A 17,424-nucleotide genomic window follows, 5' to 3' on the forward strand; every position below is an offset into this window, starting at 1 on the left:
CTCGGCGACGATCCCGCCCACGGCGGGAACCTCGGCGTCGTCGTCGACCTCGCCACCGGGCTTGGCGCCCGTGTCCGTCACGTCACTCACGACCCAGCCCCCTTGACCGGCTCGGCTGCCAACGCACTGTCACTGCTGACCTGTTCGGGTCGACCGATCAGCCGACGGTAGGCCTCCCGGCCGTAGGCCAGCAGGCGCTGCCGCGCACCCAGCAGGCCCTGCGGCCGGAAGATCATCAGGATGATCAGGGCCAGGCCGAAGATCAGGTACCGGTACTCGTAGAGCGACTGGAACCGCAGTGGCACATAGGCGATCACGGTCGCGCCGAGCAGCACGCCGACCTTGTTGCCCGACCCGCCGAGCACCACCGCGGCCAGGAACAGCACCGAGGTGACCACGTCGAAGCGCTGGTTGTTGACGAACCCGATCTGCCCGGCGTAGAGCGCGCCGGACAGGCCGCCGATGGCCGCGCCGATGGCGAAGGCCCACAGCTTGAACCGGAACGTCGGCACACCCATGATCTCGGCGGCGTCCTCGTCCTCGCGAATGGCCACCCAGGCCCGGCCGACCCGGCTGCGCTCCAGGTTGCCGACCAGCATCAGCACCACGATGATCAGGGTGACGGTCAGCCAGTACCACGGGGTGCCGTCGCTGGTGTTGAACACGTCCTGCCCGTCCGCCCTGGTGCCCGGCGGCTGGCCGACGCCCTGGAAACCGGCGTTGCCGCGCAGCGGCGACAGGTCGGCGAGCAGCCGGACGATCTCGCCGAAGCCCAGGGTCACGATGGCCAGGTAGTCCCCGCGCAGGCGCAGCGTCGGACTGCCGAGCAGCACCCCGAAGACCATGGTCACCAGCACCGCCAGCGGCAGCACCACCAGGTAGGGCAGCTTCGCCAGTTCCGAGTCCGGGCTGGTGAACAGCGCGGCCACGTAGGCGCCGATGGCGAAGAACCCGATGTAGCCGAGGTCCAGCAGGCCGGCCTGACCGACCACCACGTTCAGGCCGATGGCGACCAGCGCGTAGCGGGCCACCTCGAACATGGCGATGGAGAAGGTGTAACCGGGTTCGGTGCTCAGGATCGGTGGGTTGAGCACGGGAAGCGCGTAGATCAGCAGGACGAGGGGGACCAGGAACGCCCACTGCTGGAAGCGGCTCATCCCGTTCCAGCGGTCCCGCCACTGCTGCAGCCGCGAGGGGCCGCCGGTGGTCGTCTCCTGTGTGCTCATACCCGTGCCTTCCCGAGGGATTCACCAAGAATGCCGGTGGGCCGGAACATCAGGATCACGATGAGCAGCACGAAGGCGACGATGTCGCGCCAGTCACCACCGAACAGCGATTGGCCGTAGTTCTCCACCACACCGAGCAGGAGTCCGCCCAACAGGGCACCCCGCAGGTTGCCGATACCGCCGAGCACCGCGGCGGTGAACGCCTTGATACCCAACAGGAAGCCACCCTGGTAGGAGGCGCCCTGCGGGATCTTCATGAGGTAGAACAACGCCGCGGCGCCGGCGAGCAGCCCACCGACCAGGAACGTGATCATGATGACGCGTTCCTTGTTGACCCCCATCAGCGTCGCGGTGTCCGGGTCCTGTGCCACCGCCCGGATGCCCCGGCCCAGCCGGGTGCGGTTGATGAACGTGTCCGCGACGACCAGCAGCACCAGCGCGGCCAGCACGGTGATGATCTGGATGTTGGTGACCGCGGTGTTGAAGACGGTGAAGACCGGCTCCGGCCGCAGCAGGCGGATCGCCTGCTCGGCGTTGCCGCCCCGCCAGATGAACAGGACCTGCTGCATCACGAAGGACGCGCCGATCGCGGTGATCAGGAAGACCAGCGACGGGGCGTTGCGGCGCCGCAGCGGCCGGTAGGCCACCCGTTCCAGCACCACGGCGGTGGCACCGGACACGGCCATCGCCGCTATCAACGCCAACAGCAGGAACAGGATCAGCTCGCCGATGCCGAGCGTGACCGTGGGGCCGGGCCGGAAACCCAAGCCGTAGAAGGTGAAGTAGGCGGCGAAGACCCCGAAGACGAACACTTCGGAGTGCGCGAAGTTGATCAGCCGCAGCACACCGTAGACGAGGGTGTAGCCCAGGGCGACCAGGGCGTAGATGCTGCCCTGGGACAGCCCCTCGATGGTGTTGTTCCAGAACTGCCCCAGCAGCGCGTCGACGTCGAAGCGAATCCAGTCGACGCCCTCTGCGAGATAGGTGACTACCTGGTGGTTCACGACTCTGCTCGTTCCTCACGATGAGTCGGGGCATGTACGCGACAGCGGCGTTGCCCTGGCCGCGTACATGCCCCGGCTACCCCGGACGCGGGGGTGATGGTCAACCGATCTCGACGTTCTTGACGATCTTGCCGCCGTCGACCTTGTAGCTCCACACCGGTGTCTGGGTGAGTTCGCCGTTCGCGTCCCACTTGAACCGCTTGGTCAGCCCCTGGCCGTCGTAGTTGCGGACGAAGTCGAGCATGCCGGCGCGGTCGGTGATGCCCTTGTCGATGCCCTTGAGCAGGATCGTCGCCGCGTCGTAGCCCTCGGGCGAGTAGGTGCCCGGCTCGCGGTTGGCCAACTGCTTGTAGCCGTTGGTGAAGTCGGTGAAGGCGTCGGCCGGCACGCACGGGCAGGTGAAGAAGGAGTTGGGGGCCGCGTCACCGGCGCCCTTGACGAACTCCTCGTCCTTCACGCCGTCCGGCGCGACGAACTTCGCCTGCACGCCCTTGTCGAACAGCTGCTGGGCGAACGGGGCGGCCTCCTGGTAGTACCCGGCGTAGAAGATCGCGTCCGGGTTCTCGCTCTGCACCTTGCCGACCACGGCCGCGAAGTCGGTCTGCTTGGTCTTGACGCTCTCCTGGCACGACGCCTTGTCGCCCAGCGCCTGCACGACCGCGTTGGCCAGACCGGTGCCGTACTCGGAGTCGTCCTTGATCACGCAGACCTTGGTGGCCTTGAGGTTGTCGGTGAGGAACTTGGCGGCGGCGGGCCCCTGCACCGCGTCGTTGCCCAGCGCGCGGAAGAACGTCTTCCAGCCGTGCGTGGTCAGCTCGGGGTTGGTCGCCGACGGCGTGATGGTGACCAGGCCGGCCTGGTTGAACACGTCGCCGGTGGCCTTGGACTCGCCGGAGAACGGCAGGCCGACCACGCCGAGGATCGCGGAGTCGTTCACGACCTGCGGAACCACACCGGTGGCCCGGTCCGGGGTGCCCTCGGTGTCGAACTGCTTCAGCTCGACCTGGCAGTCCTTGTTGGCCTCGTTGTGCTGGTTCACCGCCAGCTGGACGCCGTAGAGGATGTTCAGGCCGAGGGCCGCGTTGGCGCCGTTGATGGTGCCCGCGTAGGCGATCGCGGCTCCGCTGCACTTCGCGGTGCCGTCGCCACGCGGGTCAGCGGCATCCGCTGGCTTGTCCGGAGCTGAGGCATTCCCCGTGCCGGCGGTGTCCCCGCCCGAGGCCGTGTCGGTCCTCGCGGCGCACGCTCCCAACACCAGCGACGTCGCCGCCGCCAGCATGAGAACCCGTGTGAGTCGTGCTCCTGACACCCAGATACCTCCCATGACAACAACCGCCGAACTGTGGCGGAGCCCACCAATCGGGGCAAGACTTGGGACGGAACGGTAACGGTGCGTGGCCACGTTGCACAGGTGGCAGGACTGCTCTGTATCCACATCGTGACGGTCGTCATAAATCGACAACATGTCGTTCACCCGATTACGGGAAGCAAACGTGACCACTCGTCACGATTAATAACTCAGAGTAACCGACTCTGGGCAAACTTTAGCGCGCCCAGGCGTACCCGGGCGCGCTAAAGCATGTGGGTGATCAGGCCAGGTTCTCGATCACGGCCTCGGCCACCGCCTTCATCGTGGTGCGGCGGTCCATGGCGGTGCGTTGAATCCAGCGGAACGCTTCTGGCTCAGCCAGGCCCTGCTTGCTCATCAGCATGCCCTTGGCCCGCTCCACGACCTTGCGGGTCTCCAGCCGCTCGGTGAGGCCGGCGACCTCGCCCTCCAACGCCTTCAGCTCGGCGAACCGGCTCATCGCCAACTCGATGGCGGGAACCAGGTCGCGTTTGGCGAACGGCTTCACCAGATAGGCCATGGCACCGGCGTCCCGGGCCCGCTCAACCAGGTCGCGCTGGCTGAACGCGGTGAGGATGACGACCGGGGCGATCCGATTGCCCGCGATGGCGGACGCCGCCTCGATGCCGTCCACCTTGGGCATCTTCACGTCGAGGATGACAAGATCCGGCCGCAGCTCGTTGGCCAGACGCACGGCCTCCTCGCCGTCGGCCGCCTCGCCGGCGACCTGGTAGCCCTCCTCGCGCAGCATCTCGACCAGATCGAGGCGGATGAGCGCCTCGTCCTCGGCCACGAGCACGCGCGGCTGGTTGGTGGTCTGGGCCTCTGGCTGGGCCTCGGCAGCCGGTTGGGTCACCGGGGTCCTCCTGATGGTCCTACCTTCACCGATGCGGACGCACCGGACGCCACATTTTATCGATACGCGATCGGCTTCAGCCGCCCTCAGCTCCGTGATGACCGACACCGCGAGAGCACAGCCGCCAGCAGGCGGCCCACCCGAGCCAGCCCACCCCGGCCGGCGACCCACCGACACACCCAACAACCCCGGGTGGTCGCAACTCCGATCAAGCGATCGCGTAAAGTCTCCCCCGCCAGCCCCCGTAGCCCAATCGGCAGAGGCAGCGGACTCAAAATCCGTCCAGTGTGCGTTCGAGTCGCACCGGGGGCACTCTCCCTGATCACCCACGACCGCCTGCTGCCCTGCACTGATGAGGTCAGCAGGCGGTCGTGTGCTGTCCGGCCGTGTCCGCAGGACAGCGACGCTGTGCCCGGCCCACTCCGCGGTCAGCGCGCCCTCCGCCAGGCCCTGCTGGAGGTGCTCTCCGAGAGCAGGCCGACCTCGCGCACCCCCGGAAGAGGAACCCCACGGCGTTGGTGCCGACCTCCGCAGGTGCTCCCGCAGTGGACGGGTCGGCTGCGGCGGGCACGGGGGTTCCGCGGGTGGTACCCGCGCACGCCCGGGGTGGTCCCGCGGCGCCTACCCCGGCTGCCGCGTGAGGGGCGCTCTGGTGAACGAGTCGCGATCGAGTTCGACGGCTGCGGCATCGGGTCGGACGAGCAGGTGACCTGAGTGGCTGCGGCAGTTCGACCCAGATGCTTCTGGCTGAGGGCTGGCTTGATCTGGCCCTGATCCGGGCGGAGATCAACGGAGTCGACCCGAATACCGTGGCGGAGGCCACCCGGCTGTTCGATGCGGCCGGCGAGTATTTGGACGAGCAGGACCCCGAGGCCGCCAGCGGCTTCGAGCGGCTCATGAGCCTGGCCCGATCCTGGCTGCGGGTGGCCCAGACCGGTGGCTACGTCACCGCTCGCGACACGCGGACGGGGTGAACAGGTCACGACCTCACAGACCTCCCCGACCACAGGTGGGACACGGCGCGCCGTCTGGGCATCGGCCGGTGGTCCCGCGCGAGGGGTGGTCCCGGGGCGTGCTGCACGACATCCTGGTCAGCACCGTGGTCCTCGCGCGAGCGGGGGCGGCCAGATCCCGGTGCGTTCGAGTCGCACCGGGGGCACTCTCCTTGAACACCCACAACCTCCTGCTGACCTGCCCTGATGCTTCAGGGGCGCCGTACGGCTCAGCGCGGTCCGGTTGGGGACTAGGCATGGCGGCTCGGTGACGGCGTCCAACAGAGGGATTGAGTTGGCCGCCGTGACCGGCGATTCTTGGTCGCGGGGCATCTGGGGACCCCCGCCGACTCGACAACGAGCAATCTTTCCTTTGTGGACAGACGGCCTCAGCAGCCGCGCCCACGAGTTCTTCGCCGCTGGTTTTTCCGCGTCCACCGTCCACCAGGACCACTCACCAGTAGGAGGCGCGTGTGAGGAAGTGGCCACAGTCCGGGCTCGGCCGGTCGTTCGCCGTTGTGGCGCTGGCGGCCTCGACGATGCTGGCTCCCGCACCGATCTCGGCCGCCCCGTCGGGCGCGGCACAGGCAGGTGACAGCACCAGATCGTTCGCCGTGCCCGATCCCGCAGCACTGCAGCAGCTGATCACCAGCAGACCCACCGAATTCGGTGGGATGTTTCTCGACCCGGCCACGAACACGCTGGTGGTCCAGGTGGTCGACGGCCCCAGTGCTGGCTCGGCCAGGCAGGCCGTGGCCGGGTTGCCCCGGGCCCGCGCCGAGCTGTCCGGATTGACCACGTCCACCGCGCTGCGGTTCCACTCCGTTGGCCGCAGCAAGGCCGAACTGGACCGGATCAAGGACCGGGTGTCGACCGACCCGGCGTGGTCCGGGATCGCCGGACCGGTGCTGTCGGAGTGGTACGTCGACGTGATCCACAACCGGGTCGCCGTTGGCGTGACCGAGTTGACCGACGCGGTTCGCCAGGCCGCGGCCACCGCCTTCGGCTCAGCCGTCGACCTGCGGGTCGCGCCACCCGCGGTGGCCACGTCCAAGCAGGTGGACTCCGCGCCGTGGACCGGTGGCGCCCGGATCGCCGTGCAGGGGGCCGCGACCCGCGAGTGCTCAAGCGCGTTCACCGTGGTGGAGACCGCGACCGGCAGACGGGGTGGGCTCACCGCTGGGCACTGCGGCGACGCCGTCGGCAACACCGTCACCAACAACGGCGTTTCCATGGGCACCGTCATCATCCGCGAGTACGCCGCCCAGGGTCACGACGTCGCGATCTACGCCGGGTCGGACTACCAGAACCGGATCTACCGCTCGATCACCACGACCGGGCCGGTCACGGGGACCAACTCCTTCCTCCTGCTCGGCCAGTTGGACATCTGCTTCGGCGGTTGGCACATGGGTGACCAGAACTGCGACGGCAAGCTCACCGCGCTGGACTCGTGCGCCAGCTTCTGGCTCGACTACAACCCGAGGTACGTCATCTGCGGCCTGCTCAAGGCGACGTCCACAAAGGCCGGATACCTGGCCTACGACGGTGACAGCGGCGGCCCCGTGTTCCAGGTGCGCCGGCCGATCGGCGGTGGCGCGGAAAGCGTGCTCGCGCTGGGCCTCATCGTGGGCCGGCCGGGACAGGACCACACGTCGGCCTACTTCCACCCGATCAACACGGTGCTCCCGGCCGGCTGGCAGATCGCCACGTCCTGACGCCTACCGCTGGGCCGTCCACTGGTCGCGCACGAGGTCGTCGAGCGCGGAACGCCGGGGCACCCAGCCCAGTGCGCGCCGGATGCGCGTGGTGTCGGCGCGCAGTTCCACAGCCTCACCCGGGTGGGCGGGCCGCCGCACAACCGGCACCGCCCGCCCGACAACCCGCTCGGTCGCGGCGATGATCTCGGCGACCGACACAGGCGTGGCACCGACGTTGAACACGGCGTAGCCGGTCGTGCTCGTCTCCACCGCGAGCACGACCGCACGGGCGACATCGGCGACGTGCACGTAGTCGCGCACCGCACGGCCGTCGCCGAACACTTCGAGGTGCGGCACCCGACCGGTCGCGGCGGCGACCGCCCTGGTGATGATCCTGGTCTCGTCGCGGTCGCCCCGGCCCATCCACGCGCCGGCCACGTTGAAGACGCGCAGGGCGATCCCGGTGATCTGACCGGTCTCGGCGGCGCGACGCACAGCCTGTTCCGCGGCCCACTTCGAGGCGGCGTACGGACTGCCCGGGGTCGCTGGCGTGTCCTCGCTGATCGGTTGCCTGACCGGGGAACCGTAGACGCCGGCCGTGGAGGCCAGCACCAGCCGGGGAACGCGCCCCGCCGCACCGGTGGAATCCGCCAGCGCCGCGATGACGTTGACCGTCCCGCTGGCGTTCACCTCGTGGTAGCGGGCCGGTTGGTCGAACGACTCGCGCACTCGGGTGAGTGCGGCGAGGTGGACAACGGCATCGGTGTCCGCGCAGGCCGCCACCAGGCTCGCCGGGTCGAGGATGTCCCCCAGGACGGATTCGGTACCGGTGACGGGTGTGCCGGGAGAGCGCACGAGCAGGCGCGGCTGGTGCCCTGCCCGCACCAACTCCGTGACGACAGCGTTCCCGACGTAGCCGGTGCCCCCGGTGATCAGCACTCGCACCCGCCCATCCCAGCAGGACGAACCTCCAGTGTCGACAGAGGACACGGTGAATGCACGAGCGCCGCACTGACCGCACTGCGGTGCCACACCTGCACCGTGACGCTCGTCACAGGCCGTGTTCGTTCGGATCGCGGTAAGAACCCGCGCGCTCCTCGCACTTCCCCATGAGAGGGCTTCGATGAGGAGAGCGAGTGAGCGATGCCGACCAGTTCCGCGAGCTGTACGAGGAGTGTTATCCCCGGGTGTTGGCCTATGCGGCCAGCCAGGTCGGGCGGCAGCTCGGCGAGGACGTGACCAGCGAAACGCTCAGCATCGCCTGGCGGCGCTGGCCTGAGGTCCCGGTGCCACCGCTGCCCTGGCTGCTCGGTGTGGCCCGCAACGTTCTCCGGGACATGCGGCGCAAACAGAGTCGCCAGTACGAGTTGGCCGCGGCCGTGGCCGTGCGGGAGAACTTCGTCAGCGCGGACGCGAGCGACGCCGTCCTCGGGCGGGCTGCGGTGTTGCAGGCGCTGGCCGCCCTGTCCCAGGACGACCGCGAACTGCTGATCCTCTTCGCCTGGCACGGCCTCGGTGCCAGGGACGCCGCCAGGGTGCTCGGCTGCACCACCGCCGCGGTCACCGTGCGGCTGCACCGGGCCCGGCGTCGGTTGGACCGGGCCTTGGACGCGACCGAACTCTCCAGCGAATCCGTCCGAATGCGACAGTGGAGGTAACCAGAAGATGAGAAACGACCGACGCGACGTCATGAAGGCGTTGGCGGACGCCCGCCCCGACTCGCTCGACCCCGCGCAGCTGATCGGTTCTGACCGTTCCCGCAAGGACCTGACCCGAATCCTGACCGACGCTGCACTGTCCACTTCGGAGCAGCCGGTGGTGGCGGGCGGCGGCCGGGTGCGGCAGCGGGCGTGGCTGTGGGCGGTTCCGGTGACCGCGGTGGCGGCCGCGGCCGCGGTGTTGGCCGGCACGGTGTTCACCACACCGACCACCGGCGGTGGCGACCAGGTGATCGCGGCGGCGCCGACGGAGGCCAGGGTGGTGTTGCTCAACGCGGCCGACAAGCTGGGCGCGCGCGAGCAGACCGGCGAGTACTGGCGGGTGCGCACCCAGTCGCGCGTGGTGCTGCTGTCCTCGGCCGGCGGCAAGGACTTCGCCTTGCTGTGGACCGGAGAGGAGGAACGATCGGTCGGCGTCAAGCCGGGCGCCATCACCCGGGGCGGGGTCAACCTGAATGACCGGACCGAGCCGCGCACCGAAGCCGACGGGGTGATCTGGCGGGAGGTCGGCTCGCCGGCCGAGCCGGAGTTCAAGCACAGCACCGCCTACTCGGCCAAAGTGCCGGCCGTGGGCACCTCACCGCAGCCGAAGTTCTACGAGACCAGCCTCGCCGACCTGGTCTACCCCATCGGTGGCCGCGAGGTCAGTTACGCGGATCTGCAGGCGCTGCCCAAGGACCCGGTCGAGTTGCGCAAGCTCCTGGCGCGGTCGATCGCCTCCTCCGAGGAGGGGAGCGTCGAACTGACGCGGTGGCTGTTCCACCAGGCCGCCAGCCTGATCACCCTGCCGGTCCCGACCGAGGTGCGCCAGGCCGCCTACCGGCTCATCGCCGACCTGCCCGGCGTCCAGGCGCTCGGCGAGATCACCGACCCGAACGGGCGGCGCGGTGTGGGTGTGGGCCTGCCGAGGGGCGAGTCGCCGGACTACGGCACCACCGAAGAGCAGTTGATCATCGACCAGGCCACCGGATTGCCGTTGGCCCAGCAGGAGGTGCTGCGCCAGCCGGGGGCAGAGCGGACCCGGTTCGGCCTGAAGGACGGCGACGTGGTGCGTTCGTCGACCACGTTGCGGGCCGAGTGGACTGACGAGCAGCTGGCTGTGCCCTCGGCCGGCTGACCGCTGATCCCCCTCGTGGTTGGCCCGTGGGCGTCACCCCACGGGCGAACCACCGCGCTGCTCGTGTCCACAGCGGATCTTCTTCCCGTTGCCCGCGCGCCGCGGCGGTACTACCGGGCGGCGCTGGCGCGGTACTGGGGGAACCGCCGCAGCGCGGGGTTGGTGTTGTCGCGGTGCCACGCGAGCACGATGGGCACGAGACGACTTCGCCAGGCACGACCTGGTCAGGTTGGCAGCCAGTCCATCTGCCTGCCCGGATCCGTATCGGCGGGCCAGTTCCCCCACCGCGTCGGCGCGGGCGATCTGGTCCTCGGCCACGGAGTTCACCACCACTTCCGCGCTGGACGCCCCTGGCCGGCCAGATGTGGGCCCACTACCTGCCCAACGGGACGACCTCCGGCTACGCGGCTGCCAGCCCGCGCCGAGGATCTCACCGGTCTGCCGCCCGCCTACGTGTTCACCGCCGCACGTCCCACTGCGCGACGAGGCCATCGACTACGCCGTCCGCCTGCTTCGGGTCCGACTGTGGCGAGCCTGCCGGAAGCGGGGCGGCACGGCGCTCGGCGGGGCGTCCACAGCGACCGGGACAGCCGGAGCTGCTACAGCGCGTCCATCAGGTAACCCCCACGTTCCCCACCGGCGTGCACTGGGTATTCGTGGTGGGGACGGTTCACCGCCCTGCTGTTGTGACGGCTGGAAGTGGTACGCGGAGTGCCGGTCACCCGACTACTTGGACGATCTCACCGACGTCCCACTGCGCCTATCGGGTGTAGCCGAAACAGACAGTGATACGCGTGGTGATCCGCACTCACTTCATTTCGGGGTCAAACTCGGTGAACTCACGATGCGAGACCGACGACTCTGTTGCGGCCGCTGTTCTTCGCCTTGTACAGCGCTCCGTCCGCGATGAACAGCAACTGTTCAAGGGTGTCTCCGCTGTGGGGGTAGATCGCCACACCGATGGACGCCGAAAGCCCGGTGATCACCGCTGTGCCGTCAGCGACCGGCACGTCCACCGTGAGTTCGCTGATCTGGTGGCGGATGCGCTCAGCGACCGCCAACGATTCGGCAGGGGTGGTGCTTGGCAACAGCACGGCGAACTCCTCGCCGCCGAATCGGCCGCTGACACCGTATTCACGGACCTCGGTCCGCAGCAACCGGGACGTCGCCTTCAGCACTTCGTCGCCAGCCAGGTGACCGTAGGTGTCGTTGACACACTTGAAGTGGTCCAAGTCGACCATCAGCACGCCGACGGTGTCGCGGTGCCTCCGCGCGCGTTCGATCTCCTTCTGCGCCAGACCGTGCCAGGTCGCCGCGTTGAGCAGTCCGGTCTTCAGGTCCTTGCTCGCCGACTCCTCCAGTTGCCTGACCAGCACGCTGCGGTGCAGCACGAACAGCGGCACGTAGACGAGCACGACCGAGACCGGCTGATGGCTCAACATGATCGCCGCCATCGCTCCCAGGCAGATGGTGGCCAGCTCCAGTGCGTTGTCGCCAGCACTGCCGAGCACGTCGACGAGCCGGTTGGCCGGCTGCTCCAGCTTGGCGGCGGCGGCGATGAGCACCGCGTCGACAACGAAGAACACGACGACGGCGGCCAGCACGATCGCGAACGCGGTGCTGCTTCGGTCCTCGATCGCGGAGATGTCCGTGACCCCACCACAGAGCAGCACCGCCTTGGCGGCCAGTGCGGACAGCACGATCGCCGCGGCGGCCACGGTCATCCGGTAGGGGCGAACCCCCTGCATCCGGTACCAGCTTCTGATCCGCAGGTGGCAGTAGAGCACCACGACGAGCAGCCCGACCCATCCGATCGGCAACAGCAGCACACCGGCGAACACCCAGACGGAGGTCATGTTCACGTGCAGGGTGCCGCTGAACCGCCGCCGGGTTCGCTCGATGATGCGCGAGAGTTCCCCCTGCACCAGTGCCAGTGCGACCAACAGTGACCAGGTCCCCAGCATTGACAGGGTGCTCTGATTGGTGGCCAGGGACCACCCGATCGTGACTGCCGCGACCAAGTCAACACCCAGGAGACAGACACGCGGTATAGCAGGAACCGCACGCAGACTCCGTCCGGGCAACCGGTCTGTTCCGCCGGTCAATGACTCAGACGGCCCAGAGATTCCCTCCTCGCACTCTATGCTTCTCATGGTTTCCCCCTCAGTTCTCCTGGACAGAGGGTAATGAGAGTGTCGCGGGCTGTCTCCGGGTTCGACCAGGATTACCCCGCTGGAGCAACCAAAAGGAGGTCGGCCGTCATGCGCGGTAGGGATTACTGATCCGGAAGTTCACCCCTTTGCACGTCGTCACCGTCACTGGCGACGCGGCGTGCACGAGGGTGGGCTACACCAGGCCAGCGCCGGGGTGGAGTGGTCTCGTGCGCCTCGCACGAGACCAACTCACGGCGATTGGGATGGCCAGCGCCGTGCCAGCCGCACCGGCCACCGCCACGGCGCCGGCCGCGGTCAACACGTCCGCGAGTGCGCCGACGACCAGTGCGCCCAGGCCCTGCACGGTGAGCAGGACAGTGGACAGCAGGCCGATGCCCTGGGCACGGGCGTTGTCCGGCAGCAGCCGCACGGCGGTGGCGCTGCACTGCATGGTGTAGGCCGTGGCGAGGGCGCCGCTGAGGGCGAACAGCAGCATTGACCCGATCAGGCCAGGGTGCAGCGCACACAGCAGGAGCGGGACGCCGGCGAGTGCGCCGAGCAGCCCGATCACCTGAAGGCGGCGGTGCTCCGGCACGAACCGGCTGAACAGAAACGCGCCGATGATGCTGCCAACCGGGTCCGCCGCCATGATCAGCCCCACAGCGAACGCACCTTGCTCCAGTTCGGCGGCATAGGGCGCGGCCAGCGCCTCAGGCGCGATGTAGAACACCGCGAGCCAGGAGATCGCCGCGATGGCACGGAGCCGGGGGTCTTGCCACACCAATGCCGCGCCCCGGGCAAGTGAGCTGGGTGACCGGCTGTTGCTCGCGGGCCCGCCGTGCTGCCCGCTCGGTGCGGGACGCTGCCGCACCCCGAACCGCACCAGCAACCCGGAAGCGACGAACGTGGCAGCGTTGAGAGCGAGCGCCAGATACGGGTTGAGTATCGCGACCAGCAGACCACCACCGGCGAAGCCGGCCAGTTGGGCCGACTGGCTGGTGATGTTGCGGATCGCCAGACCGACCACGAAGCGGTCACCGTCGAGCATGTCGGGTAACAACGCCAGCTGAGCGGCCTTGAACGGCCCGTTGGCAATCACCACCAGCGTCAGCAGCACGCACAGCGCCCAGAACGGGACAGCGGGGATGGCCATCAAACCGACCAGCACGGCCCGGAAGAGATCAGCGGCGACCATGACCTCCCGGCGCGGATACCGGTCGCCGAGACCGGCCAATAACACTCCGCCGAGCATGGTGGGCAGGTAGGTCAGGGCAAAGGTCAGGCCGGTCAGGGTGGCCGAGGACGTGCGCTGGTAGACCAGCACGGACAAGGCGACCCTGGCGAGCTGGTCCCCGGCGATGGACAGCAGCTCGGCCAACCAGACCGCTCGGAACTCGCCGATCGCGAACACCGAGCGGAACGTGACGGTCTCCCCCATTGGGACTCCCTGCGCCCATCGACCCACACTGAACCCGGTTCACCGAACGTCTGCTGGCGCACACTGTAGCGAGACAGGCACGGCGGGTAGTTCGCGGAGGTGTTCCCCGCAGTCCTAACAGAGGGCAGACGATGGCCAACTGACAGGGAATCCACGGTGGACGCCGCTGGAGACCGAAGGCTTCACCGCTGCCTTCACAATGGCTTGCTCGGCGTTCGAGCACGGCCAGCCGAACTGTCCTGCTCAAGCTCGAACGGAGTGCTCCGCCGCTGGTCAACTGGACGAAGACGAACGATGAGCTAGAACAGGACGGGCGCGTCGCAGGCCGTGCCACCACCCAGGTTCCCTCGGCTCGCGCACCTGGTCAGGCCCGGCGAACCCCTGGCGGTCTTCTGGTCCCGACCAGAGCCAGGCAGTCAGCGGGTTCACCAGGTGCCAGCGCCTGTCCCGCTGGCCTCCGGCAGAGCAGATCGCCGCCCAACGTCAGGCATCACCTGCCGTGCGGCCGGGCTCGGGCAGCGGTTGACCAGCTGTCGCACGACCGCTGGTGGCCCCGGTGACGTCCAGCACGAAGTCGACCAGCACTCGGTAGACCTCGTCTCGGTCCAGTTCGTTGAGGATGTTGTGGCGGTCCTGCGGGAAGATCACCGCACGCGCGTTCGGAAGCAGCCGAGCGGCTGCGCGCGCGCCAGCCGCGGGAGCCACGTCGTCGTCCTCGCCGTGCACCAGCAGCACGGGCAGGGTGAGCGTCCGCCTCCGAACGACCGAGGCAAGCCGGTGTTCAGCCGCGGCCAACGCCGCCACAGTCGCCGGCCGGATCCCGCCCTGCCAGGTCAGTGGGTCGTCGCGAACCTGTTGGGCGAAGGCACTGTCACGAGTGAGTTCACCGGGGTCCTTTCGGATGTCCATCGGGTCGATGCCGGTGGCCAGCAACTCTCGGAGGCCTCTGGCCGGTTCAGGTGGTGGGACCAGCGAGGCTCCGGTGAGGACAAGCCCCTGAGGGAGCACACCGGCCGGGAGCAGTCGTTCAGCAGTCAACAGCGTCGCCACCGTTGCACCCAACGAGTGGCCGGCAACGACCAGAGGTAGATCGGGGTGCGCCGTTCGAGCGAGGGCGACCAACTGCTCGGCGTCAGCGATCAGATCATCGATCCGCTCGATCAACACTCGTTCGCCAGCACTATGCCCATGACCGGCGTGGTCAGCGGCCCACACCGCGATCCCCGCGGCATTGAGCGCGGTGCCGAACGGCACGTAGGAACCGGTGTGCTCGCCGAGGCCGTGCAGGAACACCGCCAGTGCCCTCACCTGGTCAGGTGCCCACCGGCGGTAGTGGACGTCACCGATCACTCCGGTGAAGTGCGCCATCGATCGCTCCAGGCTTCAGGTGGCACTTGCGGCGCGCAGGCCTCGGTCCAGGTCCGCGATCAGGTCGTCGACGCCTTCCAGTCCCACGGACAGTCGAACCAGCCCGGGCGTCACACCGCTGGCGCGCTGCCGCCGCTCGTCGAGCTGCGCGTGGGTGGTCGAGGCCGGGTGGATCACCAGGCTGCGCACGTCACCGATGTTGGCCAGGTGGCTGAACAGCGTCAGCCCATCCACGAAGCGTTCGCCGGCGCCACGTCCACCGACGAGTTCGAAGGCCAGTACCCCGCCCACCCCGTCGGGGAGGTACCTCGTGGCGGCGGTGTGCCAGGGACTGGCCGACAGCCCGGCGTAGTGGACGCGTTCGACTTCGGGACGTTGCGCCAGCCAACCGGCGATCTGGGCGGCGTTGCTGACGTGTCGGGCCATCCGCAACGACAGTGTTTCGATCCCCTGGAGCAGGAGGAAGCTGTTGAACGGGGAGACCGCGGGCCCGAGGTCGCGCACCAGTTTGGTGCGCAGCCGCATCGAATACGCCAGGTTGGCGAACCGTTCAGCGAAGACCAGCCCCTGGTAGCTCGGGTCTGGCTGGTTGAACTGGGGCCAGCGTCCTGGCTGGGCCTGGTAGTCGAATCGGCCTCCGTCGATCACGATGCCGCCGATTCCGGTGCCGTGGCCGGACAGGAACTTCGTGGTGGAGTGGACCACGATGTCGGCGCCGTGCTCGATGGGGCGCACCAGGTAGGGCGTGGGAACCGTGTTGTCGACCACGAGCGGGACTCCGGCGGTGTGGGCGATGCCAGCGACACCGGCGATGTCGAGCACGTTGCCCAGCGGGTTGCCCACGCTCTCGGCGTAGAACGCCTTGGTGTTCGGTCGCACCGCGGCTCGCCACTGGTCGAGGTCGTCGGGATCGGTCACGAAGTCGACGGCGATGCCGAAATCAGCCAGGGTGTGGGCGAACAGGTTGTAGGTGCCACCGTAGAGGGTCGCGGCCGACACGAGGTGGTCACCTGCCCGGGCGATATTCAGCAACGCCAGTGTTGACGCTGCCTGGCCGCTGGCGACCGCCACCGCGGCCACGCCCTGTTCGAGGTCTGCCAGCCGTTCCTCCACCACCGCGGTGGTCGGGTTGGACAGTCTGGTGTAGGCGTGCGTCTGCAGGTCGGCCAGGGCAAAGGCGTTGGCGGCGTGTTCGGCGTCAGCGAAGACGTAGGAGCTGGTCTGGTAGATGGGGGTGGCGCGCGAGCCGGTCATCGGTTCCGGTCGGGCGCCCACGTGCACCTGCCTGGTTTCGAACGACCAGCGTCGGCTGGGACTGGTCACGTCGCTGCTCCGGTGGGGTGAGTTTCGGTCAGCACATCCGCCCACCAGCGCTGGGCCACCGCGGGGTGGGATCGCAGCCAGCCGAGAAGCGCGTTTTCACCGAACGCGGCGAGCAGGGGGTTGTCCTGGTCGTTGCTGACACCACGAGCGACCGCGGCCAGTTCCGGGGGCAGCGTCAGCGGCTCGACCACCGCGTCCAGTCTCGGCCCGAGAAAGAACGGAACCGAGAAGCGTTCCACTCCAGGAGGTGGGCTGACCACTCGGTGCCTGGTCGCGGTCAGGTAGCCCTGGGTGGCGATCTCCAGCATCTCGCCGATGTTGAACACGAAGCTGCCGGGGATGGGAGTGGCGTCGATCCAGCCGCCGTCCTGTGTCTGCACCTGGAGGCCACCGATCTCATCCTGTTGCAGCAGGGCGAGGTAGCCGTAGTCCTTGTGCGCGCCCACCCCCTGGTCGGCCTGGTCGGTTTCGCGGCCGGGGTATCGGATGATCTTCACGTGGGTGGATGCCTCGGAGTCGAACCAGGTGTCGAAGTAGTCCTCGGCCTGCCCCAGCGACACGGCCAGTGCCCGGAGCACTTCGCGGCTGACCCGTAGTGCCTCGGCCTGCCATGCCAGTGTCATCTCGCGTAGCTCGGGAAGGGCGCTGGGCCACTGGTTGGGCCCGATGAGCCGCAACCAGGCGGGCTCACCGGCAGCCACCCGCAGCGCTTGCCGCTCCGGTCCGATGTCTATCTGTTCTCGCCGGTCAGGCGAGCCACCGGTGTGCTCGGTGCCAACGCGGGTGTAACCCCGGAACTGCGGCGAGTTGATGTTCTCGATCTCCAGCCGCTGGGCGAGCGGCAGCGCGAAGAACCGCCTCGCCACGTCAACTATCCCGGTCATCAGGTGAGTGGGGACACCATGCCCGACCACGTAGAAGAAGCCAATCTCGTGGGCCGCGTGACGCAGCTCGGCCAGGAAAGCCTCGCGGTCGGCCGTGGGGTTGCGGAACTTCGATATGTCGATCAACGGCAGTGCCGCGTCCGCCTTGTCGAGGGTGCGGTCCGAGCTTCCAGTCATCACGCCTCCAGCCCGTCGTGAACCTGCGGCAGAGTGGTCGCAGCGTATTCGGCACTGGGCAGGCGCGGACAAGATCTCGCATGGCGGACGCTGCTGGCCAACCAACACGATCCGTAATCAAGA

At 68.4% G+C, this 17,424-nt stretch carries 14 protein-coding genes and 1 tRNA gene; 5 read left to right on the top strand and 10 right to left on the bottom strand.

Annotated elements, in window-relative coordinates; translation table 11 throughout:
- Nucleotides 1-86 precede the first annotated feature (86 nt).
- The 4 genes from LX83_RS31800 to LX83_RS31815 all read right to left on the bottom strand — a co-directional run bounded on the left by LX83_RS31800 (nucleotide 87) and on the right by LX83_RS31815 (nucleotide 4,434).
- Nucleotides 87-1,226: a branched-chain amino acid ABC transporter permease gene (locus tag LX83_RS31800; RefSeq protein WP_253778134.1), complete on the bottom strand. Its 1,140-nt coding sequence runs from the start codon at nucleotides 1,224-1,226 to the stop codon at nucleotides 87-89.
- Nucleotides 1,223-2,230 carry a branched-chain amino acid ABC transporter permease gene (locus LX83_RS31805; RefSeq protein WP_253778135.1) on the bottom strand — a complete coding sequence of 336 codons (1,008 nt, stop codon included), beginning with the start codon at nucleotides 2,228-2,230 and terminating at the stop codon, nucleotides 1,223-1,225. Before LX83_RS31805 ends, LX83_RS31800 begins: the two co-directional genes overlap by 4 nt.
- A gap of 100 nt (nucleotides 2,231-2,330) precedes the next feature.
- Nucleotides 2,331-3,509 (bottom strand): branched-chain amino acid ABC transporter substrate-binding protein, encoded by a 1,179-nt coding sequence (locus LX83_RS31810; RefSeq protein WP_253778137.1) that lies wholly within the window; start codon nucleotides 3,507-3,509, stop codon nucleotides 2,331-2,333.
- A 310-nt stretch (nucleotides 3,510-3,819) separates the two neighbouring features.
- A complete protein-coding gene (locus LX83_RS31815) occupies nucleotides 3,820-4,434 on the bottom strand; it encodes an ANTAR domain-containing response regulator (protein ID WP_253778139.1) in 615 nt (204 codons plus the stop codon).
- A gap of 238 nt (nucleotides 4,435-4,672) precedes the next feature.
- On the opposite strand from LX83_RS31815, the gene LX83_RS31820 reads away from it, so the two are divergent.
- From LX83_RS31820 to LX83_RS31830, 3 genes are all read left to right on the top strand, one after another.
- Nucleotides 4,673-4,746: transfer RNA gene (locus LX83_RS31820), tRNA-Leu, on the top strand.
- Between the two features lie 425 nt (nucleotides 4,747-5,171).
- Complete coding sequence (locus tag LX83_RS31825) at nucleotides 5,172-5,408, top strand: hypothetical protein (RefSeq protein ID WP_253778141.1); 237 nt, start codon at nucleotides 5,172-5,174, stop codon at nucleotides 5,406-5,408.
- Nucleotides 5,409-5,899: 491 nt separating this feature from the next.
- Nucleotides 5,900-7,141: a S1 family peptidase gene (locus LX83_RS31830; RefSeq protein WP_253778143.1), complete on the top strand. Its 1,242-nt coding sequence runs from the start codon at nucleotides 5,900-5,902 to the stop codon at nucleotides 7,139-7,141.
- Between the two features lie 3 nt (nucleotides 7,142-7,144).
- Here the strand turns inward: LX83_RS31830 and LX83_RS31835 are convergent, their stop codons facing one another.
- On the bottom strand, nucleotides 7,145-8,068 hold the full coding sequence (locus tag LX83_RS31835) for an NAD-dependent epimerase/dehydratase family protein (protein ID WP_253778144.1): 924 nt from the start codon (nucleotides 8,066-8,068) through the stop codon (nucleotides 7,145-7,147).
- A gap of 191 nt (nucleotides 8,069-8,259) precedes the next feature.
- Here LX83_RS31835 and LX83_RS31840 point away from each other — a divergent pair, with 191 nt between their 5' ends.
- Both LX83_RS31840 and LX83_RS31845 read left to right on the top strand, forming a co-directional pair.
- On the top strand, nucleotides 8,260-8,781 hold the full coding sequence (locus tag LX83_RS31840; RefSeq protein ID WP_253778145.1) for an RNA polymerase sigma factor: 522 nt from the start codon (nucleotides 8,260-8,262) through the stop codon (nucleotides 8,779-8,781).
- Between the two features lie 7 nt (nucleotides 8,782-8,788).
- Complete coding sequence (locus LX83_RS31845) at nucleotides 8,789-9,958, top strand: CU044_5270 family protein (RefSeq protein ID WP_253778146.1); 1,170 nt, start codon at nucleotides 8,789-8,791, stop codon at nucleotides 9,956-9,958.
- Between the two features lie 839 nt (nucleotides 9,959-10,797).
- Here LX83_RS31845 and LX83_RS31850 read toward each other — a convergent pair.
- The 5 genes from LX83_RS31850 to LX83_RS31870 all read right to left on the bottom strand — a co-directional run bounded on the left by LX83_RS31850 (nucleotide 10,798) and on the right by LX83_RS31870 (nucleotide 17,409).
- Complete coding sequence (locus tag LX83_RS31850; protein WP_253778147.1) at nucleotides 10,798-11,979, bottom strand: GGDEF domain-containing protein; 1,182 nt, start codon at nucleotides 11,977-11,979, stop codon at nucleotides 10,798-10,800.
- A 325-nt stretch (nucleotides 11,980-12,304) separates the two neighbouring features.
- Nucleotides 12,305-13,549 (bottom strand): MFS transporter, encoded by a 1,245-nt coding sequence (locus LX83_RS31855; RefSeq protein ID WP_253778148.1) that lies wholly within the window; start codon nucleotides 13,547-13,549, stop codon nucleotides 12,305-12,307.
- A gap of 483 nt (nucleotides 13,550-14,032) precedes the next feature.
- Nucleotides 14,033-14,917 (bottom strand): alpha/beta fold hydrolase, encoded by an 885-nt coding sequence (locus tag LX83_RS31860; RefSeq protein WP_253778149.1) that lies wholly within the window; start codon nucleotides 14,915-14,917, stop codon nucleotides 14,033-14,035.
- A 15-nt stretch (nucleotides 14,918-14,932) separates the two neighbouring features.
- Nucleotides 14,933-16,240 (bottom strand): O-acetylhomoserine aminocarboxypropyltransferase/cysteine synthase family protein, encoded by a 1,308-nt coding sequence (locus LX83_RS31865; RefSeq protein ID WP_308204088.1) that lies wholly within the window; start codon nucleotides 16,238-16,240, stop codon nucleotides 14,933-14,935.
- Nucleotides 16,237-17,409: an isopenicillin N synthase family dioxygenase gene (locus LX83_RS31870; RefSeq protein WP_253778151.1), complete on the bottom strand. Its 1,173-nt coding sequence runs from the start codon at nucleotides 17,407-17,409 to the stop codon at nucleotides 16,237-16,239. Before LX83_RS31870 ends, LX83_RS31865 begins: the two co-directional genes overlap by 4 nt.
- Nucleotides 17,410-17,424 lie beyond the last annotated feature (15 nt).

Source organism: Goodfellowiella coeruleoviolacea (assembly GCF_024171785.1).
Classification (GTDB): domain Bacteria; phylum Actinomycetota; class Actinomycetes; order Mycobacteriales; family Pseudonocardiaceae; genus Goodfellowiella; species Goodfellowiella coeruleoviolacea.

Excerpts from the sequence above, each read along its gene's own strand:
- LX83_RS31855 (WP_253778148.1), bottom strand. The coding sequence starts at position 13,549 with ATGGGGGAGACCGTCACGTTCCGCTCGGTGTTCGCGATCGGCGAGTTC.
- LX83_RS31810 (WP_253778137.1), bottom strand. The coding sequence starts at position 3,509 with ATGCTGGCGGCGGCGACGTCGCTGGTGTTGGGAGCGTGCGCCGCGAGG.
- LX83_RS31860 (WP_253778149.1), bottom strand. The coding sequence starts at position 14,917 with ATGGCGCACTTCACCGGAGTGATCGGTGACGTCCACTACCGCCGGTGG.
- LX83_RS31845 (WP_253778146.1), top strand. The coding sequence starts at position 8,789 with ATGAGAAACGACCGACGCGACGTCATGAAGGCGTTGGCGGACGCCCGC.
- LX83_RS31800 (WP_253778134.1), bottom strand. The coding sequence starts at position 1,226 with ATGAGCACACAGGAGACGACCACCGGCGGCCCCTCGCGGCTGCAGCAG.
- LX83_RS31825 (WP_253778141.1), top strand. The coding sequence starts at position 5,172 with ATGCTTCTGGCTGAGGGCTGGCTTGATCTGGCCCTGATCCGGGCGGAG.